Origin of the sequence: Thioalkalivibrio sp. ALE28, assembly GCF_000377425.1 — a bacterium.
In the GTDB taxonomy this organism is placed as follows: Bacteria; Pseudomonadota; Gammaproteobacteria; order Ectothiorhodospirales; family Ectothiorhodospiraceae; genus Thioalkalivibrio.
In genome coordinates, this window is record NZ_KB898101.1 from 22,937 (window position 1) to 49,809 (window position 26,873).

Here is a 26,873-nt window from a genome sequence, read left to right on the forward strand (position 1 = left end):
GAGAGAAGCCCCATGAGCGATACCCTGCAGTTGTCCGGCGAGCTGATCCAGAAGGTCCAGGAGGTGCTGACCGAGGTGGATCCGAAGGCGCAACAGCCCATCGTGGCCGTCCAGTACCTGAGCGCCATTACCGGGTTCATGGTCGCGCAGATGCCGGAGTCGGTGAACGAGCGCAAGGAATACCTGAAGCAGCTGTCGCAGTTCACCGAGTCGGTGTTCGTGGACGTGGAGAGTCGCAAGCAGGCCGCGCCGCCGCCGCAGGAAGCCAGCGGCGTGTGGCGCCCCGGCGACAACTGATCCGGGCTGGCGGCGCGCCGGCGTCAGCCGTTGTCGCCGCCTTCGCCCCGGTCCTTGCGCATCTGGCGCAGCATGGCTTCCTGCTCGTTGAAGCTGGGCATGCGCCGCTTGCCGCCCACGTCGCGGTCACGGTCGCTGGCGCCGGCCTGGCCGGACTGGCCCGGCTTTTCGGCGTCCTTGATGCGCTGATACTCCTGCAGTTCGCGGCGGGCATCCTCGTCGCTGGTGTAGCGGCCACGGTAGTCCTGCGGCGGCTTGTGTCCCTTGCGCAGGAAGACCTGCTTGCGCAGTTCCTTGTTGTAGTCGGTGACCCGGCGGTCGATCCACCACAGGTCCACCAGCGCCCACAGCACACCGGCGCCCAGGGGTAGCAGCCACCAGAGGGCGGGTACGAAAAAGGCCAGGGCCAGGGTGATCGCGGTGAGCGCCAGGAAGCCGGCGCCGCCCAGCGGTTCGCGCAGGTAGAAGCGGTGCAGGCCCAGCGGGAACAGGACCCACGCGGCGTAGGCCGCGGGCCGGGTGCGCATCTCGCTGGCGAGCTTGGCATTGACGGACTGCAGGCCGCCGCCCTCCAGGTCCAGTTCCTTCCAGGCCTTGCTCATCCCTGCCTCCGTTGCGTTCACGTGTAGCGCCACGGTAGCCGCAACCCGGGGCGCGGGGCGATTGTGCGGGTGCCGCGCGAGGGTTTTACCGGCGCTGCGTCAGCCCTCTTCGCGCGTGGGGTCGCGTTCCAGCAGGCGGCGCACGGTGTCGCGCACCGGGCGGCCCTGGTAGAGCACGGCGTGTACCTCGGCGCAGATCGGCATCTCCACTTCCAGTGCCTCGGCCCGCACCACGGCGACCCGGGCCGTCTCCACGCCCTCCACCGACTGGCCGACCCGCGCGCGGGCGGTCTCGAGGTCCACCCCCTCGCCCAGCATCCGCCCCAGGCGGCGGTTGCGCGACTGGTTGTCGGTACAGGTGAGGATCATGTCACCCAGCCCGGAGAGGCCGGTGAGGGTGGCAGGGCGGGCGCCCACCGCGGCGCCGAAGCGCTGGATCTCGGCCAGTCCCCGGGTCATCAGGGCGGCGCGGGCATTGGCGCCGAACCCGGCGCCATCGGCGATGCCCGTGGCCACCGCCAGCACGTTCTTCAGGGCCCCGCCGAGCTCCACGCCGATGACGTCGGTATTGCGGTACAGGCGCAGGGAACGCCCGTGCAGCGCCTCCACCAGGCGATCCATATGGCCTTCGTCGGTGGAGGCCACGGACAGCGCGGTCGGTTGCTCCTGCGCGACCTCGGCGGCGAAGGAGGGGCCCGAGATCAGGGCGGGCGGGTGCTCCGGACCCAGTTCCTGTTCGGCGATCTCGTGCAGCCAGGCGCCGGTGGCGGTCTCCAGGCCCTTGGTGGCCCAGGCCACCACCTGTCCGCGCGCCAGCCGCGGGGCCAGCCAGCGCAGGGTCGCGCGGAAGGCGCCGGAGGGGACGGCGATCAGGACCAGATCGCGGCCGTCGACGATCGCGGGGTCGGCGCTGACGCGGAGGTTGTCCGGGAAGCGGTGGCCGGGGAGGTAGCGGGCATTCTCGCGCTCGGCCTGCAGGCGCGCGGCGGTGTCATCGCCGCGTACCCACAGGGCCACGTCGGCATGCAGCCGCGCCGCATGCAGGGCCAGCGCCGTGCCCCAGCAGCCGCCGCCGAGGACCGCGATGCGCATCCTAGGAAACCCCATGCTTCATGTACGCGCTCGCGTCGGTACGCCAGGTCCTTCGGGGGCTTGGCGTCAGGCCTGCTGGCTGGGCGCGGTCTGCTCGCCGCCGGCCTGCTGCTTCTGCTCCTGGAGGTGCTGGGCGTACAGCGACTCGAAATTCACCGGCTGCAGCAGCAGCTGCGGGAAGCCGCCCTTCAGGACCAGGTCGGCGACGGTTTCGCGGGCGAACGGGAACAGCACGTTGGGGCAGTAGGCGCCCAGCAGGTGATTGCGCTGGTCCTCGGGGAAGTTGCGCACGATGAAGACGCCCGCCTGCTTGATCTCCACCAGGTAGGCGGTCTTGCCGTCGGACTCGGTGGTCACGGTCAGGCCCAGTTCCACTTCGAAGGCCCCGGCGGCCTCGTCGATCGGGCGCGCGTTGGTGTTCAGCTGGATGTTGGTCTCGCCCTTCCACTCGCGCATGAACACCTCGGGGGAGTCCGGCGCCTCGAACGAGAGGTCCTTGATGAAGACCTTCTGAATGGAGAAATCGGGGCGGTCGTTCTGTTCGCCCTGGGCCGCGCCGTTGCCGCTGTTGGGGGAGTTCTCTTCAGCCATGGTGTTCTATCTCGCAGTCGTCTTGAATCGGGGCATTATAAGGGGGTGCGCGCGCCTTGCGGGTGCGGTGGCCGGAAGCGCTGCCCGGTGGTGCGGGCGCTGCCGGTTATCCGGGACTGCCGGCGGCTGTCGGCGCGACCCCTGCCGCGGCGGCCAGGCGCGCCAGCTCGCCACTGCTGTCCATCGCCTGCAGTTCGTCGAAGCCGCCGATGTGGGTCTCGCCGAGGAAGATCTGCGGGACCGAGGTGCGGCCGTCGGCGCGTTGCTCCATCTCGGCACGCAGGCCCGGTTCGCGGTCGACGGCGTATTCCGCGAACGGATAGCCACGCTGGTTGAGCAGGCGCCGGGCCAGCAGGCAGAACGGGCAGCGCCCGCTGGAGTAGACCTCGAACTGCATTACTTCTTCTTGATGGGCATGTTGGCCGATTGCCAGGCCTGGATGCCGCCCTGCAGGTTGACCACGTCCTCGAACCCGGCCGCTGTTAGCTGCTGCGCGGCGCTGGCGGAACGGTTGCCGCTGCGGCAGTAGACCACCACGGGCTTGTCCTTGTACTTCTCGATGTCGCCCATGCGCTTTTTCAGGCTGCCCAGCGGGATGTGCTTGGCGCCGCCGATGCGGCCGGCCGCGACTTCGCTGTCCTCGCGTACGTCCAGCACCAGGGCATCGTCCTGGTTGATCACGCGCACCGCCTCGGCCGGCGACAGGGAGCGGTACTTGCGGTTCAGGCGTCGGAGTTCGACGAACAGGATCATCCCGATCACCGCCAGCAGGGCGCCGGTCAGGATCGGGTGATTGGCGAGAAATTCGGGCAGGCGTTCAAGCATTCGGGAGACCGGATCGGAGGGGTGATTGTCAGGAACTGCAGAAAACGTCCTGCATCATACCGATCAGGCGCAGGGTCCGGGAGTCCCCCACGCGGTAGTAGACCCGGTTGGCATCCTTGCGCGTGGCGAGGATGCCCTTGTCGCGCAGGATGCCCAGGTGCTGCGAAATGTTGCTCTGCGAGGTCCCGACCTGGTCGACGATTTCCTGTACGCTGATTTCGCGATCGCCGAGAATGCAGAGGATCTTCAGGCGCAGCGGGTGGGACATGGCCTTGAGCGAGCGCGAGGCCCGTTCGATATCCTCGTCCTGGGACATCAGGCCGTCTTCGACGGACAGATCGTCTTCAACCGTTTCGTGGCTCACGGCATACCTCTCTTGCGAGCGAGGGAAATCCTCGCAACCGGGTCAGAATATAAGAACCTAAACGTACCCCGATATGCGAATCTGCGCAATCCTGAGTCATCCATATGGCCTCCGTGCCCCGTTCTGGTGCGCGGTACTGGCCGGTCTGCTGCTGGCCCCGGGGGCCCTGGCGCTGGAACCCGAGGCCGAACTGCGCGAGACCCGCGAGGCGATCCAGGACCTGGAACGCACCCAGGAGGAGCGCTACGCGGCGTTGCAGGAACTGGAGGCCCTGCTGGCGGATGCCGCGCGCGGGACCGAGGACTCGCGCCGCGAGTTGCGCGAGCTGGCGCAGGCGCGTTCGCGCCAGGAGGCGGTCGTCGCCGACCAGGAGTCGCGGGTGGACGAGGCCCGGGAGCGCCTGGAGACGGAACGCCGCGCGGCGGCCCGGCTGGTGCGCGACCAGTGGCAGCGCGAACGCCACGTCGGGCGCCTGAACGGTCAGGGCGGGGACGATCGCCATCAGGTGGCGTTCGCCGTGCGTATCCGCGAGGCCCGGGAGCAGGCGCTGGAGTCGTTGCGCGACCGGATCGAGGGGCTGGAGGCGGAGCGCGAGGCCCTGGCGCGGGAACGCGCGGTCCTGGCGGAACAGGAGGAACAGGCGCGCGCCGCGGTCGCGGACCTGGAACGCGAAGAGGCGCGCCAGCGCCAGGCCATGGCGGAACTGGAGGCGGCCATCGAGGACGAGGCGCTGGAGCTGGAACGCCTGCAGCGCAACGCGGAGACGCTGGAGGCAGTGATCGAGGAGGTCGAGGCGCGCAGCGCAGCGCGCGCCGAGGCCCCCGGGGACTCCGCCCCCGCGCAACCCGACGTGGCCTTCGCCGAGCTGCAGGGCGAACTCCCGCGGCCGGCCGACGGCCGGGTGATCCGCAGCTTCAATGACTCCCGTGGCAGTCGCCTGCGCTCGCGCTGGCGCGGCACGGTGCTGGAGGTCGAGAATGGCGCGGCGGTGCGCGCGGTGCACTACGGGCAGGTGGTCTACGCCGACTGGATGCAGGGCTACGGCTTCCTGGTGATCGTGGATCACGGCGAGCGCTACCTGACGCTGTACTCCAATGTGGAGGAGATCCTGGTGGCAGAAGGCGCAACGGTGGGCGCCGGCGAGCAGCTGGCCGTGGCCGGCGCGGGCAGCGAGGCGATCGCGCCCGGACTCTACTTCGAGATCCGGCATAACGGCGGACCATTGAACCCCGAGGGCTGGTGGCCCTCTCAGTAGACAGAGAGAAGTGAGACCGGGGTCCGGCAAAAGGCGGATGGAGCGCCTGCATTCAGGCGCCCATCACATTGCCGGTGCTACCATCCTCACACTGATCACCTCACGTAACGAGGAAAGGTAATGAGCAAGTCTTGTCGCACCGGATACGCCCTGATCGTCGGACTGGTCGTCGGGGTCATGCTGAGTGTCTCGGTGGCCGTCTACGCCGACCGCGACAATGGCGCGCAATCCGCCCTGCCGGTGGAGGATCTGCAGCGCTTCACCGACGTGTACATGCGCATCAAGCGCAATTACGTCACCGAGGTCGACGACAAGGACCTGCTGGACAACGCGATCCAGGGGATGCTGTCCGGTCTGGACCAGCACTCGGCCTACCTGGACGAACAGGACTTCGAGGACATGCAGGTCGGCACCTCCGGTGAGTTCGGTGGCCTGGGGATCGAGGTGGGCATGGAAGACGGGTTCGTCAAGGTCATCGCGCCGATCGACGACACCCCGGCCAGCCGTGCCGGGATCGAGGCCGGTGATCTGATTATCCGCCTGGACGGCGAGTCGGTGAAGGGCATGTCGCTGTCCGACGCGGTCGCCAAGATGCGCGGCGAGAAAGGGTCAGATATCACCCTGACCGTGCTGCGCGATGGCGAGGACCGGCCGATGGAGATCACCATCACCCGGGATGTGATCCAGGTGCAGAGCGTGCGCTCCGAGATCCTGGAGGACGGATTTGGCTATGTGCGCATCAGCAACTTCCAGCAGCGCACCGCGCGCGATCTCGTGCGGGCGGTCGAGGACCTGCAGGAGCAGGGCGAGCTGAAGGGGCTGGTGCTGGACCTGCGCAACAACCCGGGCGGCATCCTGAACGGGGCCGTGGGAGTCTCGGACGCGTTCCTCGAGGACGGCCTCATCGTCTACACCGAGGGCCGTCTGGAGGACTCGCAGTTCCGTTACCAGGCCTCGCCGGGCGACGTGCTCAAGGGCGCGCCGATGGTGGTGCTTGTCAATCGCGGTTCGGCCTCGGCTTCGGAGATCGTGGCGGGCGCGCTTCAGGACCACAAGCGGGCCGTCGTCATGGGCCAGAACACCTTCGGCAAGGGCTCGGTACAGACCATCCTGCCGCTGACCCAGAACACCGGGATCAAGCTGACCACCGCGCGCTACTTCACGCCCGAGGGTCGCGCGATCAACGAGGACGGCATCGAGCCGGACATCCGCCTGCAGCAACTGGTGGTGCAGCGCAGTGACAGCGAGAACGGCGGCGCCCGCATGGGCCGGGACGGTCTGCCGGAGTCGGTGGACGCGGATGACGAGGACAATGGCGAGGCCCTGGCCGAGCGCGACTACGGCCTGAGCGAGGCGCTGAACCTGCTGAAGGGCCTGAACTTCTACAACCGCCGCTGAGCGCGGCGGGGTCGCGATCGACGGAGAACCGATGCCGAACGTACTGGTGCCCCTGGCTGCCGGGGCCGAGGAACTGGAGGCAGTCACCATCATCGACCTGCTGCGCCGCGCGCAATTCGAGGTGACCGTGGCCGGGCTGGAGCCCGGGCCGGTGACCTGCTCGCGGGGGACGGTCATCCAGCCGGATACCACCCTGGACCAGGTGCTGGATGCGGCCTTCGACCTGATCGTCCTGCCCGGTGGTCTGCCGGGGGCCAATCACCTTCGCGACGATGCCCGGGTGCAGGGACTCCTGCGGGCGCAGGCCGAGCGCGATGGCTACCTGGCGGCGGTTTGCGCCGGACCCAAGGCGCTGGCCGAGGCCGGCCTGCTGGAAGGCCGGCGCGTGACGGCTTTCACCGGCGCGCTGGACGACGTCGGAATCCCGTCCACCGGCGCCCCGGTGGAGGTGGACGGCCGCCTGATCACGGGCCGCGGCCCGGGCGCCGCGATGGACTTCGCCCTGACCCTGATCGAGCAGCTCGCCGGCCGCGATGCCCGCAACGCCGTCGAGGGCCCGCTCCTGAGGCCCTGAGGGATGTTTCGACCACGAAGCGCACGAAGGCACGAAGAAGGTCAAGGGCATTTCACCACAGAGGGCACGGAGGACACGGAGAAAAGAAGATCATTCAAGGATGCCGGGATCTGCATCCCAGTCGATGCACCGATCATTGACGGTGCTCCGCAATCCTGATGTTTCTCTGTGTCCTCCGTGCCCTCCGTGGTTCAAACCGCTCTTGAAGTTGACCTCCTTCGTGCCTTCGTGCGCTTCGTGGTGAATTCCTACCCCACGGTGGCGTAGCGGGTGGCGCTGCCCAGCCAGCGTTCGATCAGGGCGCCGGCGCGGGCTGGGTCGTTCTCGATTCGTGCGGCCAGTGTGGTGGCCTCGTCCAGCAGGTCCTGGTCGCGACCCCAGTCGGCGACGCGGAAGCTGCGATCGCCGGTCTGGCGCGTGCCCAGCAGTTCTCCCGGCCCCCGCAGTTTCAGGTCCACCTCGGCGATCTCGAAGCCGTCGTCGGTGCGGCGCATCGCCTCCAGGCGCTCGCGCGCGGTCTCGCCCAGTGGCGGGCGGTAGAGCAGTACGCAGGCGGAGGCGGTATTGCCGCGCCCGACCCGGCCGCGCAGCTGGTGCAGCTGCGAGAGCCCCATGCGCTCGGCGTTCTCGATGATCATCAGGCTCGCGTTGGGTACGTCCACGCCGACCTCGATGACCGTGGTGGCGACCAGCAGGTCGATCGCCCCCGCGCGAAAGCGCTCCATCACCGCGTCGCGCTCGGGGCCCTTCATGCGTCCGTGGGCCAGGCCGATGGTCAGTTCCGGCAGCGCCTCGCGCAGGCGTTCGGCGGTGGCCTCGGCGGATTCCGCCTCCAGTTGTTCCGACTCCTCCACCAGCGGGCAGACCCAGTAGGCCTGGGTGCCGGAGCCGCAGGCGGCGCGGATGCGCTCGATGACCTCGTCGCGGCGCTCGTGGCTGATCAGCGCGGTGCGTACCGGCGTGCGCCCGGGCGGGCGCTCGTCGATCACCGAACTGGCGAGTTCCGCATACAGGGCCATGGCCAGGGTGCGCGGGATGGGCGTGGCGGTCATGATCAGCTGGTGCGGCATGTACCCGTTGCCCTTGTCGCGCAGGGCCATGCGCTGGTGCACGCCGAAGCGGTGCTGCTCGTCGATGATCGCAAGCCCCAGGTGGTGAAAGCGGACCTCCTCCTGGAACAGGGCGTGGGTCCCGATGGCGACCTGCCGCTGGCCCGCGGCCAGCTCGGCGAGCAGCTGGCCGCGTTCGCTCGCGGTCTGGCGTCCGCCCAGCCAGGCGATCGCAATCCCCAGCGGTTCCAGCCACTGGGCGAGGTTGCGCCCGTGCTGGCGCGCCAGCAGCTCCGTGGGGGCCATGAAGGCGACCTGGAAGCCGGCCTCCACCGCGGCCAGTGCGGCCGCGACTGCCACCAGGGTCTTGCCCGAGCCCACATCCCCCTGCACCAGCCGGTTCATCGGTTGAGGTCGCGCCAGGTCGGCGAAGATCTCGCCGGTCACGCGTTCCTGCGCGCCGGTCGGCGCGAACGGAAGCTGTTCGCGCAGTTGCTGCCACAGCGCCCCGGGCGGCTGGATGACCGGGGCGCCGCGCGCGTCCTGTGGGGTCCGGCTTTGCTGCATGCGTGCGAGCTGGTGGGCGCACAGCTCCTCCAGCGCCAGGCGGGTGCGCGCCGGGCTGCGGTTCTCCGCGGTATCCAGTTCGCCCAGGGCATCGGCTCGCGCCGGGGGATGGTGCAGCTGTTCCAGCGCGGCGTGCAGCCCGGGCAGGCCCTGGCGGGAGAGTTCGGGCAGCAGATCGGGCAGGGCCTGCATGCCCGGCAGGGCGTGTGCGACCAGCTGGCGGAGCAGCTTCTGCGAGATGCCCTCGGTGGTCGGGTAGATCGGGGTCAGGTGCGATTCCAGCGCGGGCGGGGTATCCCCCACGGTCTGGAGCTCCGGGTGCACGCATTCCAGCGCCCCGGGCAGGCCGCGCGGCTCGCCGAAGGCGCGGATGCGCGTGCCGGGTCCCAGGCGCCGTTGCTGGTTGGCGCCGAAGTGGAAGAAGCGCAGCAGGATCTGTGCCTGGTCGTCGGCCAGGGTGACCACCAGCATGCGCCGGCGGCGGTGCACCACCTCGGCATGGGTGACGCGGCCCTCGAACAGCGCGGCCAGGCCCGGGCGCAGCGCGGCAATCGGGGTCAGCCGGGTGCGGTCCTCGAAGCGCAGGGGCAGGTGGAACAGCAGGTCCCCGGCCTGTACCAGGCCCAGGCGTTCCAGGCGCTCGGCCACCGCCGGGCCGACACCCTTCAGGGTGGTCAGCGGGGCCTGCAGGTCCACCGCAGGGGCTCGCGTCGGGTGCTCAGCCGCGCGGGCACCAGGCGATGGCATCCATCTCCACCTGGGCGCCCTTGGGCAGGGCGGCCACGCCGATCGCGGCGCGTGCCGGGTAGGGCTCGCCGAAGACCTCGCCCATGATTTCGTTGACCAGCGGGAAGTGGGTCAGGTCGGTCAGGAAGATGTTCAGCTTGGCGATGTCCGCGGTGCTCGCGCCCGCGGCCTCCAGGACGGCCTGGAGATTGGCGAATACCTGGCGGATCTGGTCCTCGATGCCGCCGCTCACCAGTTCCATGGTGGCCGGATCCAGCGGGATCTGGCCCGAAAGGTACAGGGTGTCGCCGGCGCGCACGGCCTGGGAATAGGGGCCAATGGCGGCCGGGGCGTTATCGGTCTGGATGATCTCGCGGGACATGCGGGCTCCTTGTTCGGCCGGATAGATTGTCGCGGATGGCGCCATTCTACTGATCCGGACGCTCGTGTGGGGTGTCCGCGGACTCGGCAGACCGGGGCGCGGACGGATACACTGCGCGGCACACGGACAACGACACAGAGGAAGCAGGCAATGACGGGATACGCACTGGCGAATGTGCTGCATGTACTGGCGGTGGTGATCTGGGTGGGCGGCATGTTCTTCGCCTACATGTTCCTGCGCCCGGTGGCGGGGCAGCAGCTCGAGGGCATGCCCCGGCTGAAGCTCTGGGAGGGCGTGTTCGCCCGTTTCTTCCCGTGGGTCTGGGCCTCGGTGCTGGTGATCCTGGCGACCGGCTTCTACATGATCTTCGGCGTGTTCGGCGGCATGGGCGACGTCCACCCCAGCGTGCATACCATGCTGCTGCTGGGTCTGATCATGATGGCGATCTTCGCCCATGTGTTCTTCGCGCCGTTTCGCCGCATGCGCCAGGCCATTGCCGCGGATGACGCCCAGGAAGGCCTGCGCCGCCTGGGGCAGATCCGCATCCTGGTCGGGATCAATACCCTGATCGGCCTGGCGACGATCGTGGTCGCCTCGGGCGGGCGCCTGCCGCTCTAATCTGCATCCCCTGGCGGGGGCACAGGACGCCCGGTCCGTCCGGCCCTCCAGACCAGTCGTGGCGGTTCGGGCGGCTCCAGCAGCACGGCGGCGTTCTGGCCGAATGTCTCCAGCCAGCGCGCGAGCAGGTGTTCGGGCAGGTCCGCGATCGCCAGGCCCGGCTCGTCCGGCCAGTGGCCCAGGGGATCGCGGTTGCAGGCCGGCCAGGCGCGCAGGCCCTGTTCCGTCACGGCCCGCTCCAACCGCTGCTGGCGTTGCTGGTTTTCTTCCTCGGTGAGCGGCTGGCTGCCCGGGTTGCAGGCGGTCAGCACGACGAGGCGGTGGGTGCCATGCCCCGCCATCCAGGCCGCCACCTCATCGGCCGCCCGGTCGATGCGCAGCACCCATGAACCGTCCGCGGTCTCCACGCAGTACCGCGCCTTGCGGTAGGCCTGTTCCAGTTCAGCCCGTCGCGATCTGGTTGGGGCGCATTCCGCGCGCCCCGGGGCGGGGTCGGCAGCGTCAGCGCTTGTATTGGTGGACATCTCGCGGCACCCTCGCGGCTGGATCGTGCAGATGCGATCGATCAAACAGGGGGAACGGGATGCGCGTCAAGGATGCGACAGCGGTTTGCGGGGTTTCGCCGGCAACCGGCCTGCGTGCGTATGGGGCGTGGCCCGTATCCTTGGTGGCTTGAGCAGCCATGCCCTCGCGTCCTGTCGTCCCCGGTCTGACCAGTGCCTTTGTCGTGGTGCTGTTGCTGGTCGCGGTAGTCGCCATGGCCAGCTGGCTGCGCGTGCAGCAACTGCAGTACGACGTCCAGGCCCTGACCGAGGAATACGTGCAGAAGGTGGATCGCGTGCACCGCATGCGCAGCCTGGTACGCGAGCGCATGCTGCGCGCCTCGCTGGTCATCAGCGCCGAGGATCCGGCCCTGCAGGACCGCTACCAGCGGGAGTTTCGCGAACTGGCCGAACGTTTTCTGGAGGCCCGAGCGGGCGCCGAGCTGCTGGCCCGGACCCCGCGCGATGCCGCGTTGCTGGCGGAGCTGCGCGAGCTGACCGCGACCGGGGCTCCGATCCTGTCCGAACTCGTGGACATCGCCCTCGCGGGTGGGCGCAACGAGGCGCTGGCCCTCCTGTATGCCGAGGCGATGCCGGTGCAGGAGGAAGTCCTGGAGCAGATGGAAGCCATCCTGCAGGCCTTCGAGCATGACAACGAGGAGGCGGTGGCCGCCATGGCCCGGCGTCACGAGCAGGCGCAGCAGATCACGCTGATCGCCACCGGCATCACGGTCCTGATCATGCTGCTGATGTGGGTGCGCGTGCGCCGGCGGATCTGGCGCGATCATGCCGCGTTGCGCCAGGAGCTGGAGAGCCGCCAGCAGGTCGAGGCTCGTCTGCGCGAGACGCAGGCCGGGCTGGAGGCCGCCGTGGCCCGGCGCACCGCGGCGTTGCAGGAGACCACCGAGCGCCTGGAAGAGGCGCAGCGGATCGCCGGGGCCGGCTACTGGGACTGGGATATCCGGGGTCAGCGCATGAACTGGTCGTCGCATGTCTTCGAACTGTTCGGTCTCGATCCGCGCACCGAGAGTGCGGGTTTCGAGGCGTACATGCGCGCCATCCACCCGGATGATCGCACCCGCGTGCGGCGCGCGACCAACGAGGCCCTGGACCGCGAGAATTTCTACCGGGTGGATCACCGGGTCGTGCGCCGGGACGGCGGGGTCCGCCATGTCCGGGTGGAGGGCGAGATCGACCGTGATGCCGAGGGGCGGGCCGTGCAGGTGCTGGGCATGGTGCGCGACATCACCCGCGACAAGGCCTCGGAGGAGCGCCTGTGGCATCAGGCCCACCACGACTCCCTGACCGGCCTGCCCAACCGCAGCCTGTTGCAGGAGCATCTGCAGCAGGCCCTGCGCCGGGCCCAGCGGACGGGCACCGGGCTGGCCCTGGTGGTCTGCGATCTCGACGGCTTCAAGCCGATCAATGACCGCCTGGGGCATGATGCCGGGGACGTGATGCTGGTGACCGTGGCGCGGCGCCTGCGCGAGGGGGTGCGGGAGAGCGATGTGGTCGCCCGCGTGGGTGGCGACGAGTTCGTGCTGCTGCTGGAGAATGTCCGTGATCCCGATGCCGTCACCGGTGTCGGCCTCAAGCTGATCGAGCGCTTCGAGGAACCGGTGGAGGTGAACCGCGAAGCGGTGTACGTGGGCCTCAGCATGGGGGCGGCGCTCTATCCCGGGGACGGCGACGACGCGGAGACCCTGCTGCAGCGTGCCGACCGCGCCATGTATCTGGCCAAGGAAGAGGGTGGCAGCCGTATCGTGCTGTACCACGAGTGTCCCGAGGCGGCGTTGCGCGCAACCGATCTGGCGCTGCGCCGGCGGGGCGCCCTGGGGTGCGGGCTGGAGGACCCGTCCGCTCGCGACTGAACCGGTGCTATTGCCGCAGCCGGGCGGTGAAGGCCTCCTCGGCGAGGGGCTCGCTGAACAGGAACCCCTGAAAGCGCGTGCAGCCCAGCGCCAGTAGCTGGTCCCGCTGCTCGGCGTGTTCCACGCCCTCGGCGATCACGTCCAGCTCCATGTTGCGGGCGATGTCCACGATGTTCTCGATCAGGGTCCGGTCGCCACCGGCCAGCAGCCCCTGCACGAAGGACTTGTCGATCTTCAGTTCGTCCACCGGCAGGTCGCGCAGATAGGCCAGCGACGAGTACCCGGTGCCGAAGTCATCCAGCGCGATGCGCACGCCGAGGGTCTGCAGCGCGCCCAGCTTGGCGATCGCATCCGGCAGGTCGCGCAGCAGTCCGGATTCCGTGACCTCCAGGGTCACGGTGCGGGCGTCAACCCCGTGGTGGCGCAGGCGGGCCTGGAACTGGTCGACGAAATCGGGGCGCGAGAGTTGCCACGGTGACAGGTTCAGGGCCAGGCGCGGCGGACGCAGCCCCGCCTGCTGCCACTGCGACAGGCGTTCCAGGGCATGGTCCAGGACCCAGTTGCCGATGCCATGGATCAGGCCGGTCTCCTCCGCGACCGGGATGAACAGGTCCGGCGCAACCGCGCCCAGTTCCGGGTGCCGCCAGCGCAGCAGGGCCTCGGCGCCGATCAGGCGTTCGGCGGCATCGAGCTGGGGCTGGTAGTGCAGGTCCAGCTGGCCGCGCTCCACCGCCTGGCGCAGACCGTCCTCGATCTGCAGGCGGGCATGGGCCTCGTCCTGCAGCGCATGGCGGTAGAACTGCACGCCGCCGCGCCCGGCCCGCTTGGCCTGGTACAGGGCGATATCGGCGTGGCGCAGGGCATCGGCCGAGCTCTCGCCGGCATCCGGATAGCATACGCAGCCCAGGCTGGCCCCGACCCCGAAGGTGCGCTCGCCGATCACGATGGGTCGCTGCAGGGCCTCGAGGATGCGTTCGGCGATGGCGTGCAGGTCGGACTCGAGTGCCTCGCGGGCCCCATCGCGGGGCGGCAGCACCACGGCGAACTCGTCGCCCCCCAGGCGGACGATCAGCGCGCCCTCCGGGGCATGGGCCCGCAGGCGTTCGGCGACGGCCCCCAGCACGGTGTCGCCCACCGCGTGACCGAGGGCATCGTTGATGGTCTTGAAGTGATCCAGGTCGATCAGGATCAGGCCACCGTGCAGGTCCCCCACGACGGCCTCCTCGATATGCCGGGTCAGGTCGTCGTGCAGGCGGGTACGGTTGGCCAGCCCGGTCAGGGCGTCGTGGTAGGCCAGCGCGTGGATGTGCTCCTCGGTATGCAGCCGCTCCAGTTCCGCGCCCGCGCGGTCGGCCATGATCCCGAGGATCTCCATCGCCTTGTCGACATCCTCGACCGGATGGCGGTTGACCATCGCGATATGCCCGAGCAGCGTCCCCTGGCTGTCGAGCAACGGGGCGCCGAGGTAGCTCTCGGCATCCATCTCCACCAGCATTGCATCCTCCGGGAAACGCTGCTGCACGTCGCAGGGATAGATACAGGTGCCGATCTCCAGCACGCGTTCGCAGGGTGTCTCGGCGAGGTCGTAGCGCAGGTTGTCGACGATCCGGCCTCGGGCGCACAGGGCGACGGTCTCGACGACGCCGGGGTGCTCCGGGTCTTCCATGCCGATCAGGGCATAGTCGGCATCGAACAGGTTGCTCAGCTTGAGCACCAGCTGCTGGAAGAACTCCTCGCGCGAGCGTGCTTGCAGGCCCTCGGCGATCAGGCGCAGGGCATCCTCGCTGCGGTGCGCGGCGGTCACATCCTCCTGCATCACGATGACGTCCTGCACCTCACCCTGCGTATCCTGCAACGGGTAGATACAGCCCCGTAGCCAGCGCTCCCCGGGCGGGCCGGCGGGGCCTTCCCCGGTCCCGGTGTCGGCAGGCGCCGGCGGGGTGTAGGCCAGCGGGCCGATCTCGCGGTAGTGCCCGCGCACGGCATCCGCGAGCGGTTCCAGGAGCTTCTGGTCGATCGGATCCGGGCGCTCGAGGACGTTCCCGCCCGGGCGGGAGGCGTCGCTGCCATGCATGCGTTCCCAGGCGGCATTGGTCTGGCGGATCTCGCCTTCCGGCGTGAGCACCTGGATGCCGATGGGGGACTGCTCGACCAGCGCGCGGAAGCGACTCTCGGAGTCGCGCAGGCGTTCGCCAGTCTCGCGGTTCAGCACCAGACTCATCATCACCACCATCACCACGTAGCCGAACGGTGCGAGCTGCGGCATCTCCAGCGCGCCGGCACGGGCGAGCACGCCCTGGATGGTGAACAGCACGAAGACCCCGATCCCGCCCAGCAGGAGCAGGGTGGTGGCCTGACGGTGGCGGCGGTAATGCCGGATCAACGTGACCAGCGCGAAGCCGAACACCAGAAAGACCGCGAGGACGCCGAAGCCGAACCAGGGACTGATCGTGCCCACGGCCAGGGCCACGTTCTCGCCCCAGGGCAGCTCGAGGATGCGCAGCTCCTCGATGTGGCGGTACTGCATGCTGTAGGGCTGCAGGGTGTTGACCACCCACGTGATGCCCAGCAGTACCAGCAGTCCGGTCATCAGGCCGCGTGCGGGCGTCCGCGTATGGGCCGCGACGAAGGCGGCGAACAGGACGTAGAACGGGGCCAGCAGGTAGATGTTGAGGGTAAGGGCGCGGGTGTAGGCCGCGACGCTGTCGGCCTGGTAGGTCTGGGCCGATCCGATGGCGACCACCACCATCAGGGCGCACATCGTGGCGAACAGGCGGTGCTCGGTGCGCCGCGCACTCTGGCGGCTGTGCAGCAGGTGGCTCAGACTGGCGTAGGCGGCCAGGCCGGCGGCCAGATAGAGCGACGGCACCAGGACCCCGTTCATCGATGTCCCTTTGCGGTTTCCGCGCGTCGTAACATCCCTTTACTCCCCTGCGGCGAAGCGAATCGGGCCCCGTCGGGTATTCGCGTGACATCGCCTACAGTACAAAAGACCGCAGGCCGCCGCCCCCATTCGGGGGGGGCGGTGCATGGGGGCCGGCTAACGCTGTCTGCACGCCGGCCGGGGAGTGTCGCCCCGCGTTACAGGTAGGGAGTGAGGAGGCGGGCGGCTCCGTCGCGTAGCTGCGCGGGGAGCGGACGGGCGCGGACCTCGTCGAGGGTCAGGAGGTGCGACTGCGCGCGCAGGGCGTCGGCCCAGCTGGCCAGTTCGCCACCCAGGCCGGCATCCAGGCATTCCAGATTGAACTCGAAATTCAGGCGCAGGCTGCGCGGATCCCAGTTGGCGGAGCCGACCAGGGCCCACTCGCGATCCACCAGCATCAGCTTGGCGTGGTTGAAGGGCGGCGGGGTGAGCCACAGGCGGCAGCCGCGCTCCAGCAGCTCGCCCTGTTGCGGGCGGCTGGCCCATTCCACCAGCCGCAGGTTGCTCCGGGCCGGGATCAGGATGTCGACCCGGACGCCCCGCAGGGCGGCGGCCTTGAGCGCGCCGGTCAGCGCCACGTCCGGCAGGAAATACGGGGTGATGATGGTGACCTGCTCGCGGGCCTCGGCCAGGGCCGACTGCAGCGTGAAGTTCAGGACCTCGAAGTCCTCGTCCGGGCCGTCCGGCAGGCCGCGACAGGCGCGGGCCCCGGCCGGGTCAATGGTGTCCGGGAACCAGCGCGGGCCGTCCAGACGTTCCCCGGTGGCGAATTGCCAGTCCTCCGTGAACACCCGCTGCAGTTGCGTGCAGGCGGGGCCGCGCAGCTCGAAGTGGAGGTCGTGTATCGGGTGGGGGCCCGGATCGGCGTGGCTGTGGCCGCGGCGGATGTTCATGCCCCCGGTGAAGGCCTGGTGGCCGTCGATCACCAGCATCTTGCGGTGGTTACGCAGGTTGAAGGCGGCCAGACTGCGTGGCAGGTGCACCGGCATGAAGGTGGTGGCCGGGATCCCCGCTCGGCGCAGCCGGCGCAGGGTGTTGCGGCGGCTGTAGCGGGCGCCGATGGCGTCGATCAGCACGCGCACCTGCACGCCACGGTCCTGGGCCTGCTGCAGGCGGTCCACGAAGCGTTCCCCGACCCGGTCGTAGTCGAAGATGTAGGTGGCCAGGGTGATGCTGTGACGGGCGCTGTCGATGGCGTCCAGCATGCGGGCATAGGTGCGGTCGCCGTCGAACAGCGGTTCGATCGCGTTGCCGCCGACCAGCCGGAAAGGGCTCAGTCGGTCGCCGGAGTGCAGCAGGCGTTGCCAGCGTTCCGGCGGCTCGCTCAGGGTGGCGCCCCCGGCGCTGGGGTCGGCGATCAGATAGCCCTCGCGCAGGGCGTGGGCGCGCCGGCGGATGCGGTTGACCCCGAACAGCCAGTACAGGACCGAGCCGCCTAGCGGCAGCAGCACGATCAACCCGACCCAGGCGATGATGGTCCCGGTGTCGCGGCGCTGCAGCAGGGCGTGCACCACGCTGATCGCCGCGAGGGCAAACACGGCGACGGCAGCGATACTGGCGATCCAGCCTGTATCCAGCACGAATGGACTCCTCCGGGGCTTCTCCGCTCCCCGGTTCGGCGGTTTTTCCGTGACCCCGTGGAATGGCGGGCGCGTGCCCGCTACAGTACGCGGGCCCGGTCCGGGGTAAAAGCCCGCGCCACCCATCATTCGCGAGAGCGCCGATGAGCGATATCGAGACCCCCAGCCTGTTCGCCAACAGCGGCGAGCAGCTGCCGCTGAAGGACTTCACCGAGAAGGCGTACCTGGACTACTCCATGTACGTGATCCTGGACCGTGCGCTGCCGCACATCGGCGACGGGCTCAAGCCCGTGCAGCGCCGCATCATCTACGCGATGAGCGAGCTGGGGCTCTCGGCCACCGCCAAGTACAAGAAGTCCGCGCGCACGGTCGGTGACGTGCTCGGCAAGTTCCATCCGCACGGTGACTCGGCGTGCTACGAGGCGATGGTGCTGATGGCGCAGCCCTTCTCCTACCGCTACCCGTTCGTCGACGGGCAGGGCAACTGGGGCTCGCCGGACGATCCCAAGTCCTTCGCCGCGATGCGCTACACCGAGTCGCGCCTCTCGCGCTATGCGCAGCTGCTGCTCTCGGAGCTGGGGCAGGGCACGGTGGACTGGGTGCCGAACTTCGACGGGGCGCTGGAGGAGCCGAAGATGCTCCCGGCGCGCCTGCCAAACGTGCTGCTGAACGGCGGCTCGGGGATCGCCGTGGGCATGGCCACCGATATCCCGCCGCACAACCTGCGCGAGGTGGCCGCGGCCTGCGTGCACCTGCTGGAGCACCCGAAGGCGACCGTCGCCGAGCTGTGCGAGCACCTGCCGGCGCCGGATTTTCCCACCGAGGCCGAGATCATTTCCCCGCCCGCCGAGCTGAGCCGGGTCTACGAGACTGGCCAGGGCTCGATCCGCGCGCGGGCGCGCTATGAACGCGAAGGCGACGACATCGTGGTCACCGCGCTGCCGCACCAGGTTTCCGGGGCCAAGCTGCTGGAGCAGATCGCCAGCCAGATCCGCGCGAAGAAGCTGCCGATGGTCGAGGACCTGCGCGACGAGTCCGACCACGAGCACCCGACCCGCCTGGTGATTACCCCGCGCTCGAACCGCGTGGATGTCGAGGCGCTGATGGCGCACCTGTTCGCGACCACGGACCTGGAAAAGACCTACCGCGTGAATATGAACGTGATCGGCCTGGACGGCCGACCGCAGGTACGCGACCTGGCCGGGCTGCTGAGTGAATGGCTGAGCTTCCGCATCGAGACCGTGCGCCGGCGTCTGCAGTGGCGCTTGGAGAAGGTGCAGGCGCGGCTGCATGTGCTGGAAGGCCTGCTGATCGCCTATCTCAATATCGACGAGGTGATCGCGATCATCCGCGAGCACGACCAGCCCAAGCCGGAACTGATGAGCCGCTTTGGCCTGTCCGATATCCAGGCCGAGGCGATCCTGGAGCTGAAGCTGCGCCACCTGGCCAAGCTCGAGGAGATGAAAATCCGCGGCGAGCAGGACGAACTGGCCAAGGAGCGCGACCAGCTGGAGAAGACCCTGGGGTCCGAGCGCCGCCTGCGCACCCAGGTGCGGCGCGAGATCGAGAAGGACGCCGCGGACTACGGTGACGAGCGCCGCTCGCCGCTGGTCCAGCGCGCCGCCGCGCAGGCACTGGACGAGTCCGCGCTGGTGCCCACCGAGCCGCTGACCATTGTGCTGTCGGAAAAGGGCTGGGCACGTGCGGCCAAGGGCCACGACGTGGATGCCCAGGGGCTCAGCTACAAGGCCGGGGATGCCTTCCAGGCCGCGGTCACCGGGCGCAGCAACCAGCCGGTCGCGTTCATCGACTCCACCGGCCGCACCTATACCATCCCCGCGCACACCCTGCCGTCGGCGCGCGGGCAGGGCGAGCCGCTGTCCGGCCGCGTGAACCCGCCGGAGGGCGCGCGCTTTGTCGGCATGGCAACGGGCGCGGAGGAAGACCGCTGGCTGCTGGGCTCGGATCACGGCTACGGCTTCGTCGCCAAACTGGGCGATCTGCTGGGGCGGCAGAAGGCCGGCAAGAACGTGCTGACCGTGCCCGACGGGGCGGCCGTTCTGCAGCCGGCCCCGGTGCGCAACCCGCACGAGGACCACATCGCGGTCGTCACCACCCGCGGCTATCTGCTGCTGTTCCCGGCCACCGAGCTGCCGGAGCTGGCGCGCGGCAAGGGCAACAAGCTGATCGGCATCCCGTCCGCGGCCCTCAAGGACGGCTCCGAGCGGGTGCTCGACGTGGCCGTGCTGGGGCCGCAGGACACCCTGGTCGTGCACGCCGGCAAGCGCTTCAAGGCACTGGCCCCGGCCGAGTGGGCGGAGTACGTGGGCGAGCGCGCCCGGCGCGGGCGCCAGCTGCCACGCGGCTACCAGAATGCGGACCGCCTGGAAGTGCGCCCGGCCTGAACCCCGGGGCGCTCCGGTGGTCACTGATCGGGGTGGCGCTTGAATTCGCGCGGTGCGCCCCGATGATTGCGACATCCCCGTAAATGGATTGATGGAGTACAGGAAAACTTCATGAAACGTGTTCTGCTGTTTCTGGCGACCAACTTCGCCATCCTGATCGTGCTCAGCATCACCCTGCGTATCCTGGGTGTGGAGAGCATCCTCGATGAACAGGGGGTCGATCTCGACCTGACCGCTTTGCTGATCTTCGCCGCCGTGTTCGGATTCGGCGGGTCGTTCATCTCGCTGGCCATCTCCAAGTGGATGGCGAAGAAGACGATGAAGGTCCACGTGATCGACAAGCCGCGCAACGCCACCGAGCAGTGGTTGCTGGAGACGGTGCAGCGCCAGGCCAAACAGGCCGGTATCGGCATGCCCGAGGTGGGAATCTACGATTCGCCCGACCCGAACGCCTTTGCCACCGGGATGAGCAAGAACAACGCCCTGGTGGCCGTAAGCACCGGACTGATGCAGAACATGGGGCAGGGTGAGGTCGAGGCCGTGCTGGGGCACGAGGTCGGCCACGTGGCGAACGGCGACATGGTGACCCTGGCACTGATCCAGGGCGTGGTGAACACCTTTGTGATCTTCCTGTCGCGCGTGATCGGCCACTTCGTCGATCGGGTGATCTTCAAGAACGAGTCGGGTCACGGACCGGCCTTCTGGATTACCGCCATCGTGACCGAGATCATCCTCGCGATCCTGGCCTCCATCATCGTGTTCTGGTTCTCGCGTCAGCGCGAGTTCCGCGCCGACGAGGCGGGGGCCCGCTTTGCCGGGCGCGAGAAGATGATCGGCGCGCTGGAGTCGCTGGCCCGGGCCTCCGGGCGGCCGGTGGACATGCCGGACCAGATGGCGGCCTTCGGGATCCGTGGCGGCATGGCCCAGGGCCTGAAGAAGCTGTTCATGAGCCACCCGCCGATCGAACAGCGCATCGCCGCGCTGCGCGCCAACGGCTGAGAAGACGCCTGGCGCCGTGCGTACACGGGCCGCCCCTCGGGGCGGCCCGTTTCATTTGAGAGATGCTGCTTCGCGGGGCTCAGTAGTAGCGGCCGCGGCCGGGCTGTCCGCCGGCGGCAAGGGCCGCGTCGCCGACGAAGGGGTTGCTGCGGCGTTCCTCGCCAAAGGTGGACTCGGGGCCGTGGCCGGGCACGAACCGGGTCTCGTCGCCCAGCGGCCAGAGCTTGTCGGTGATCGAGGCGATCAGCTCGCGCCCGTTGCCGCGCGGGAAGTCGCTGCGGCCGATTGCCCCGTGGAACAGCACGTCGCCGACCAGGGCCAGGCCGCTCTCGGAGTCGTGGAAGACCACGTGCCCCGGGGTATGGCCGGGGCAGTGGAGCACCCGGAGTGTGGTCTGGCCCAGCGCGATGGTGTCGCCATCCTCCAGCCACTGGTCGGGCACCAGTGGCGCGGTCTCGGGGAAGCCGAAGATCTGTGCCTGCGCCGGGAGCTGGTCCAGCCAGAAGGCGTCGTCGCGATGCGGCCCGATCACCGGCACATTGGCACGGGCGGCCAGTTCGGCGGTGGCCCCGACATGGTCCAGGTGGCCGTGGGTCAGGAGGATCTTCTCCAGGTGCACGCCGTGCTCGCGGGCGATCTGTTCGAGGGTCGCGGCATCCGCGCCGGGGTCGACCCAGGCCGCGGCCCCGGTCGCATCGCACCAGATCAGCGTGGCGTTCTGGGCAAGCGAGGTGACGGGGTGGCTCAGGTGACGAAGCATGATGCGGGATCCGTGAACGAAGTCGATTTTTGGTGCATCCCCGGCGGGTGGTTTTCATGCCCGGGAATAGATCGGGCGGACGTGCGTCTTACGGGGTATGCAGGTCTTCAAGGGTACGTGATATGACGAAACGGTGAAGGACGACCCCCTGCGGATTTCACCGGTTGACAAGAACATCGCCATATTAGAAGATTTGCATACGCTAATCGCTGTCCCCCCTGTCAGTGGTTAGTGGACTCCTCCATCCTCCTTTGGTGGTTTTCTTGGCGCGGGCTTCGACCCGCGCTTTTTTTTGGTTCATCGAAGGATACCGGGGAGGTATTCGTCCGCTGAAGGGCATCGTAGTCTCGCGTGGAGCCGGGTTGGACACGGGAGAGGACGATGCTGGACAAGAAGACGTTGCAGAAGCTGGGCGGCTGGGAAGGCTATCGGCTGGAGCGTGCGGTGTGGCCGGAGGAGGCCGGCGGGACGCTGGAGCTGCACCTGAAGCCGACGCGGCAGTGGATGCACTGCGAACGCTGCGGGCACCGGACGCGTCAGGTGCACGAGACGACGCTTCGGCGGGTTCGGGATCTTCCCCTGTTCGAGTACCGGGTGGTGCTGGTGGTGCCGCGCCGTCGGGTGTGGTGCGAGCACTGCGGGGGTCCCCAGCTGGAGCGCCTGAGCTGGCTGGGACGCTACCAGCGACTGACCAACCGGTTGGCGGACGCCTGCAGTCAGTTGCTGCGGTCGGCCAGCATCCAGGCGGTGGCGGCCTTCTATGGCCTGGGCTGGCACACGGTGAAGACGGTGGACCGGCATCGGCTGGCGGCTGCGCTGCCGGAGCCGGACTGGGCGTCGATCCGCTATCTGGCGATGGACGAGTTCGCCCTGCACAAGGGCCACCGGTATGCCACGGTCGTGATCGAGCCGATCCGGCGCCAGGTGCTGTGGGTCGGGGAAGGCCGCTCGCGCGAGACGGCGCGGGCCTTCTTCGAACAGCTCCCCGAAGGCTTGCGCGAGCGCATCGAGGCGGTGGCGATCGACATGACCACGGCCTTCGAGCTCGAGATCCGGGCGCAGTGTCCCCGGGCCGAGATCGTCTACGACCTGTTCCATGTGGTGGCCAAGTACGGCCGCGAGGTCATCGACCGGGTGCGCGTCGACGAGGCGAAGCGTCTGGGCGAGGACCGCCAGGCCCGTCGCGTGATCAAGTCCAGCCGCTGGTTGCTGCTGCGTAACCGGGCATCGCTGAACGCCGGCCAGGCAGTCCACCTGGACGAGCTGTTGCAGGCCAACCAGGCGTTACTGACGGTCTATCTATTACGCGACGAGCTCAAGCGGCTCTGGTTCCAGCGCCGTCCGGAACAGACCTGGCAGGCCTGGCGACACTGGGTGCAGCAGGCACAGGAGAGTGGCATTCATGCTCTGCAGCGCTTCGCGCGGTTGCTGGAGCCCTATCTCCCCGGCATCGTCTCGCGCTGCCGGCATCGGCTGAACACCAGCGTTGTCGAAGGCATCAACAACACCATCAAGGTCATCAAGCGCCGCGCCTACGGCTACCGCGACCAGGAATACTTCTTCCTCAAAATCCGCGCCGCGTTCCCCGGTAATGCTCGATGAACCTTTTTTTTGCCTGTGATTCGCCTCCTGTTGCCGGGCGTGTCTACCATTGAGTCCGGCCCGTGCCGCGGATGGCCCGTCGATGATGACCCAACGCCCATGATCCGAAGCCTGAACAGCCTGCGCACCGCGGTGTTGTCCTTCGTGCTGCTGCCGCTGCTGCTGATGATGGCCGCGGTGGTGGCGCTCGGCCTGCGCGAATTCCAGGTCCAGATGGAAAACCGCATGCAGGAGGATATCGAACTGGTGGCGCGTTCGATCCGCCTCCCGGTGTCGAGCGCCATGCTGCAGGACGACGTGTCCGGGGTGCAGCAATCGCTGGATTCGCTGTTCCAGATCGAGGAGGTGTTCGGGGTCTACGTCTACGACGCCGAGGGCCGCATGGTCGCGGCCAGTGGGCCGCCCAGCCCGACCCTGCAACGCCGCGGCGAGGCCCGGGTCATCAGCGAGACCGGCAGTCTCGGGGCCTTCGGCGAGCACCAGGGGCGCGAGACCTTCTCCTTCTTCCTGCCGTTGTCCGATCCGGCCGGGCGGATCGTGGGCCTGCTGCAGGTGACCCGCGATGTGACCCCGTTCCGGGCCTTCGTCACGCAGCTGCAGTGGCAGGGCGGGTTGCTGATGCTGGCGGTCAGTGCGCTGTTCCTGCTGGTCGTACTGTTCGGCTACCACCGCGCCGTCGGCCGGCATGTGTCGCGCCTGATGGCCGCGATGCGCGCGATCGGCGATGGCCAGCGCGGCCTGCGGGCGCCGGAGGACGGGCCGGCCGAACTGCGCGGGCTGGCGGTCTCGATGAACCGCATGATGGAGCGCCGCGAGGCCTCGGAGGCGGAACTGGAGGCGCAGCGCCACGAGCAGGTGCGGCTCGAGGAAAAGCTGCGGCACTCGGAGAAGCTGGCGGCGATCGGCCAGCTCGCGGCCGGTGTGGCGCATGAGCTGGGGACACCGCTCGGGATTATTGCCGGGCGGGTGCAGCGGGCCATTCGCCGCCTGCCGGAGCCGGATCCTGCGCGCAAGGAGATGGAGGCGTTGCAGGCCGAACTCGAGCGGGTGGAGACCATCGTGCGGCAGTTGCTGGACTTTGCCCGTCGCAATCCCCTGCAGGAACGCCCCCTGGACCTCGCGCAACTGGTCGGCGACCTGGTCGAGCGGGTGCGCGCGCGGCACGCGCCCGACGCGATCCGGTTCCAGGTGGACGGGGAGGCGCTGGTCGTCGCGGCCGATCGTCTGCGCCTCGGACAGGCGCTGGAGAACCTGCTGGAGAACGCGGCCCAGGCGGCCGCCGGTGAGGTGCGGGTCCACTGGCGGGCGGAGGCCGACCGGGTAACCCTGGTGGTGGCCGATGACGGTCCGACCGCCGGGCGCGGGATCGACGACGAACAGGCGGCGCGCCTGTTCGAGCCCTTCTTCACCACCAAACCCACGGGCGAGGGAACCGGACTGGGGCTGGCTGTTGTCCAGGTGGCACTGGAAGATCATCGCGGCACGGTCGCGCTGGATCGCAGCGTGCCCGGGGAGACCCGCTTTGTCGTGCATCTGCCGCTGGCCACTGACGAACCGCAGGAGACGCGCCTATGAGCGCCGCGCCACAAACACCCGCCGCGCCCCCGGAATCGGTCCTTGTCGTCGAAGACGACCGCGGACATCGCGAATTGCTGCACGAGGAGCTGGCCGAGGCCGGCTACGCGGTCACCGCGGTAGGCAGCGCCGAGGACGCCGCGCGGGCACTGGCACAGCAGGCCTTCAGTCTGGTGGTCAGTGACCTGCGTCTGCCGGGCGCCGACGGGTTTCAGGTGCTCGAGGACGCGCGCGCCCGGGTGCCGGCGCCGGGCTTCATCATGCTGACGGGCTTCGGGACCATCGACCAGGCCGTGGCCGCGCTGAAGGCGGGGGCGGACGACTTTCTGACCAAGCCGGTGGACCTCGATCATCTGCGCCTGGCTGCGGACCGGGTAACCGAGGCGCGTCGCCTGAAGGACGAGGTGCGGCGCTATCGCGAGGTGCTCGCCCGGGCCGACGGGTTTCATGGCATGCAGGGACACAGTCCGGCCATGCTGCAGATGTTCGACCTGATCCGGCGGATCGCGGCCGCCGACGGCAGCGTCCTGATTACCGGCGAGTCCGGGACCGGCAAGGAACTCGTGGCGCGGGCGCTGCACGCGGAAAGTGACCGGGCGCACGGGCCGTTCGTCGCGCTCAACTGCGCCGGCATCCCCGAGGCCCTGCTGGAGTCGGAGCTGCTGGGGCATGTTGCGGGTGCCTTCAGTGGGGCCAAGGGTGCCCGTCGAGGATTGTTCACCGAGGCACATGGGGGAACCCTGTTCCTGGACGAGATCGCCGAGATGCCGGTGGCGATGCAAAGCAAGCTGCTGCGCCTGCTGCAGGACGGACGGGTGCGCCCGGTGGGCGCCAACGAGGAGATCGAGACGGATGTGCGTATCGTCGCGGCCACCCACCAGGACCTGCAGGCGCACATGGCCGACGGCCGTTTCCGCGAGGATCTCTACTATCGCCTGGAGACCTTCCGCATCGAGATCCCGCCGCTGCGAGAACGCGGTGACGATATCGAGTACCTGGCCCTGCAGTTCCTGCGCCAGCAAGCCCTGGCCCGAGGCCTGCCCGAGCGGCGTCTCAGCCCGGAGGCCCTGCGCGCGCTGGTGCGCTACCCCTTCCCCGGGAACGTACGCGAACTGGCCAGCCTCATCGAGCGCGCCGCCACCCTGGCCACGGGCGAGGTGATCGAGACCCGGGACCTGCCGGAACGCGTGTTCGCGATCGGCGGCGAAGATGCGGGTGTGGCCGCCGGTGGTGCCGGCGCAGAGGTGTTACCCGTAGCGGGAGTCGGCGACGACACCCAATGGCCGACGCTGGAAGAGCGTGAGCGCGACTACATTCAGCGGGTCCTGGAGCACGTGGACGGCAACAAGCAGCGGGCCGCGCGCATCCTCGGCATCGGACGCAAGACGCTCTACCGCAAGCTCGGCGAATCCGACCCGTCGTGACATCCTGACCCGGGTCGAGCTGACCCATGTGTCATTATGACCCATTCACAATCCCGCCGTCGGCGGACGCCATGTCAGCTGATTCAGTCCTAACCATCTGATTACTATAGAATGTCTCCCCGGTTGCCATTGTTGGCACGATGCCTGCTCCTCTTCGGGCAGCAATCGGAGAAGCGCAGCCCGCACGGGCTCATTCCTCCTCACACGGTTGCGGCGCGGCTGGACCGGGGGCGCCTCGAGCGGGTCCCGGTCGGCCGCGAGATCCGATCGAACCAAAGGAAAAGGAGCAACATGATGAATATGCGCAAGACGATCCTCGCAATGGCCCTGACCTCCCTGTTTGCCGTGGGTGGCGCGGCCTCCGCGCAGTATGGTGGTGCCGAAGGCGGCGCCGGCGGTGGCGACATGGGCGGCGCCCAGGGTGGCCAGCCCCCGGCCCAGGAAGGCGGTGCCGGCGCCGGTGGCGGTGCCCAGGGCGGCCAGCCGCCGCAGGGTGGCGCCCAGGGTGGCGCGGCCCAGGGCGGTGCCCCGATGCAGGAAGCCCCCGAGGTGGACCTGAGCGAAGGGGACATCGACACCTTCGTGACCGCCTTTGTCGCGGTGCAGGAAGTGCGCGAGGACTTCGCCGACCGCCTGCAGAACGCCGAGGACGAGACCGAGGCGCAGTCCATGCAGCAGGAAGCTCAGGACGAAATGGTCAGCGCCGTGGAAGATGCGGGCATGAGCGTCGAGGAATACAACGAAGTCGCCATGGCCCTGCAGAACGACCCCGAGCTGATGCAGGAAGTGCAGGAGCGCGCCGAAGCCCAGCTGTAAACGGGTTGTGTGCCGCCCCGGGCCTTGCGCCCGGGG

24 protein-coding genes are annotated in these 26,873 nt (G+C 68.9%); 12 read left to right on the plus strand and 12 right to left on the minus strand.

The genetic code is table 11. From position 1 onward, the window contains the following. Positions 1-12: 12 nt before the first annotated feature. The gene (locus D105_RS0109730) at positions 13-297 is read left to right on the plus strand and encodes a hypothetical protein (protein ID WP_018867151.1); all 285 of its coding nucleotides are present in this window, start codon (positions 13-15) and stop codon (positions 295-297) included. 23 nt (positions 298-320) lie between these two features. Here the strand turns inward: D105_RS0109730 and D105_RS0109735 are convergent, their stop codons facing one another. The 6 genes from D105_RS0109735 to D105_RS0109760 all read right to left on the minus strand — a co-directional run bounded on the left by D105_RS0109735 (position 321) and on the right by D105_RS0109760 (position 3,771). Next, complete coding sequence (locus tag D105_RS0109735; protein ID WP_018878282.1) at positions 321-899, minus strand: hypothetical protein; 579 nt, start codon at positions 897-899, stop codon at positions 321-323. A 99-nt stretch (positions 900-998) separates the two neighbouring features. Next, positions 999-1,991: an NAD(P)H-dependent glycerol-3-phosphate dehydrogenase gene (locus D105_RS0109740; protein ID WP_018878283.1), complete on the minus strand. Its 993-nt coding sequence runs from the start codon at positions 1,989-1,991 to the stop codon at positions 999-1,001. 66 nt (positions 1,992-2,057) lie between these two features. Beyond that, positions 2,058-2,582 (minus strand): protein-export chaperone SecB, encoded by a 525-nt coding sequence (secB, locus tag D105_RS0109745; protein WP_018867154.1) that lies wholly within the window; start codon positions 2,580-2,582, stop codon positions 2,058-2,060. Between the two features lie 106 nt (positions 2,583-2,688). Beyond that, positions 2,689-2,979 carry a glutaredoxin 3 gene (gene grxC / locus D105_RS0109750; RefSeq protein WP_018878284.1) on the minus strand — a complete coding sequence of 97 codons (291 nt, stop codon included), beginning with the start codon at positions 2,977-2,979 and terminating at the stop codon, positions 2,689-2,691. After that, entirely contained in the window at positions 2,979-3,407 is a 429-nt protein-coding gene (locus tag D105_RS0109755) for a rhodanese-like domain-containing protein (protein ID WP_018867156.1), read from the minus strand. Before D105_RS0109755 ends, grxC begins: the two co-directional genes overlap by 1 nt. A gap of 28 nt (positions 3,408-3,435) precedes the next feature. Continuing rightward, positions 3,436-3,771 carry a helix-turn-helix transcriptional regulator gene (locus D105_RS0109760; RefSeq protein WP_018867157.1) on the minus strand — a complete coding sequence of 112 codons (336 nt, stop codon included), beginning with the start codon at positions 3,769-3,771 and terminating at the stop codon, positions 3,436-3,438. Between the two features lie 73 nt (positions 3,772-3,844). Between D105_RS0109760 and D105_RS0109765 the strand changes: the two genes are divergently transcribed. The 3 genes from D105_RS0109765 to D105_RS0109775 all read left to right on the plus strand — a co-directional run bounded on the left by D105_RS0109765 (position 3,845) and on the right by D105_RS0109775 (position 6,998). Beyond that, a complete protein-coding gene (locus D105_RS0109765) occupies positions 3,845-5,026 on the plus strand; it encodes a murein hydrolase activator EnvC (RefSeq protein ID WP_018878285.1) in 1,182 nt (393 codons plus the stop codon). Between the two features lie 120 nt (positions 5,027-5,146). Next, positions 5,147-6,424 carry a S41 family peptidase gene (locus D105_RS0109770; RefSeq protein ID WP_018867159.1) on the plus strand — a complete coding sequence of 426 codons (1,278 nt, stop codon included), beginning with the start codon at positions 5,147-5,149 and terminating at the stop codon, positions 6,422-6,424. 31 nt (positions 6,425-6,455) lie between these two features. Further along, positions 6,456-6,998 carry a DJ-1 family glyoxalase III gene (locus D105_RS0109775; RefSeq protein WP_018878286.1) on the plus strand — a complete coding sequence of 181 codons (543 nt, stop codon included), beginning with the start codon at positions 6,456-6,458 and terminating at the stop codon, positions 6,996-6,998. 248 nt (positions 6,999-7,246) lie between these two features. On the opposite strand, the gene recG is transcribed toward D105_RS0109775, so the two are convergent. Further along, positions 7,247-9,361 carry an ATP-dependent DNA helicase RecG gene (recG, locus tag D105_RS0109780; RefSeq protein ID WP_255349542.1) on the minus strand — a complete coding sequence of 705 codons (2,115 nt, stop codon included), beginning with the start codon at positions 9,359-9,361 and terminating at the stop codon, positions 7,247-7,249. Continuing rightward, on the minus strand, positions 9,333-9,722 hold the full coding sequence (locus D105_RS0109785) for a RidA family protein (protein ID WP_018878288.1): 390 nt from the start codon (positions 9,720-9,722) through the stop codon (positions 9,333-9,335). Before D105_RS0109785 ends, recG begins: the two co-directional genes overlap by 29 nt. 150 nt (positions 9,723-9,872) lie before the next feature. Here D105_RS0109785 and D105_RS0109790 point away from each other — a divergent pair, with 150 nt between their 5' ends. Beyond that, on the plus strand, positions 9,873-10,340 hold the full coding sequence (locus D105_RS0109790) for a CopD family protein (RefSeq protein ID WP_018875849.1): 468 nt from the start codon (positions 9,873-9,875) through the stop codon (positions 10,338-10,340). Here D105_RS0109790 and D105_RS14245 read toward each other — a convergent pair. After that, on the minus strand, positions 10,337-10,864 hold the full coding sequence (locus D105_RS14245) for a DUF3293 domain-containing protein (RefSeq protein ID WP_038032887.1): 528 nt from the start codon (positions 10,862-10,864) through the stop codon (positions 10,337-10,339). The two genes, D105_RS0109790 and D105_RS14245, sit on opposite strands and share 4 nt — an antisense overlap. Positions 10,865-11,022: 158 nt before the next feature. On the opposite strand from D105_RS14245, the gene D105_RS0109800 reads away from it, so the two are divergent. Continuing rightward, positions 11,023-12,753 carry a diguanylate cyclase domain-containing protein gene (locus D105_RS0109800; protein WP_018878289.1) on the plus strand — a complete coding sequence of 577 codons (1,731 nt, stop codon included), beginning with the start codon at positions 11,023-11,025 and terminating at the stop codon, positions 12,751-12,753. Between the two features lie 7 nt (positions 12,754-12,760). On the opposite strand, the gene D105_RS0109805 is transcribed toward D105_RS0109800, so the two are convergent. Further along, positions 12,761-15,637, minus strand: coding sequence for an EAL domain-containing protein (locus D105_RS0109805; protein WP_018878290.1), 2,877 nt, complete (start codon positions 15,635-15,637; stop codon positions 12,761-12,763). A 197-nt stretch (positions 15,638-15,834) separates the two neighbouring features. Beyond that, positions 15,835-17,256, minus strand: a complete 1,422-nt coding sequence (gene cls, locus D105_RS0109810) for a cardiolipin synthase (RefSeq protein ID WP_018878291.1) — start codon at positions 17,254-17,256, stop codon at positions 15,835-15,837. A gap of 143 nt (positions 17,257-17,399) precedes the next feature. Here cls and parC point away from each other — a divergent pair, with 143 nt between their 5' ends. Together parC and htpX are read left to right on the plus strand one after the other, a co-directional pair. After that, a complete protein-coding gene (parC, locus tag D105_RS0109815) occupies positions 17,400-19,661 on the plus strand; it encodes a DNA topoisomerase IV subunit A (RefSeq protein WP_018878292.1) in 2,262 nt (753 codons plus the stop codon). A gap of 111 nt (positions 19,662-19,772) precedes the next feature. Then, positions 19,773-20,660, plus strand: coding sequence for a protease HtpX (htpX, locus tag D105_RS0109820; protein WP_018867169.1), 888 nt, complete (start codon positions 19,773-19,775; stop codon positions 20,658-20,660). A gap of 79 nt (positions 20,661-20,739) precedes the next feature. Here the strand turns inward: htpX and D105_RS0109825 are convergent, their stop codons facing one another. Beyond that, complete coding sequence (locus D105_RS0109825; RefSeq protein WP_018875844.1) at positions 20,740-21,420, minus strand: MBL fold metallo-hydrolase; 681 nt, start codon at positions 21,418-21,420, stop codon at positions 20,740-20,742. 381 nt (positions 21,421-21,801) lie between these two features. Here D105_RS0109825 and D105_RS0109830 point away from each other — a divergent pair, with 381 nt between their 5' ends. The 4 genes from D105_RS0109830 to D105_RS0109845 all read left to right on the plus strand — a co-directional run bounded on the left by D105_RS0109830 (position 21,802) and on the right by D105_RS0109845 (position 26,837). Beyond that, positions 21,802-23,022 carry an ISL3 family transposase gene (locus D105_RS0109830; protein ID WP_018878293.1) on the plus strand — a complete coding sequence of 407 codons (1,221 nt, stop codon included), beginning with the start codon at positions 21,802-21,804 and terminating at the stop codon, positions 23,020-23,022. Positions 23,023-23,121: 99 nt separating this feature from the next. Next, the gene (locus tag D105_RS0109835; protein WP_018875843.1) at positions 23,122-24,597 is read left to right on the plus strand and encodes an ATP-binding protein; all 1,476 of its coding nucleotides are present in this window, start codon (positions 23,122-23,124) and stop codon (positions 24,595-24,597) included. Continuing rightward, entirely contained in the window at positions 24,594-26,021 is a 1,428-nt protein-coding gene (locus D105_RS0109840; protein ID WP_018878294.1) for a sigma-54 dependent transcriptional regulator, read from the plus strand. The genes D105_RS0109835 and D105_RS0109840 overlap by 4 nt, the downstream gene beginning before the upstream one ends. A 294-nt stretch (positions 26,022-26,315) precedes the next feature. Further along, complete coding sequence (locus D105_RS0109845; RefSeq protein ID WP_018867173.1) at positions 26,316-26,837, plus strand: DUF4168 domain-containing protein; 522 nt, start codon at positions 26,316-26,318, stop codon at positions 26,835-26,837. Positions 26,838-26,873 lie beyond the last annotated feature (36 nt).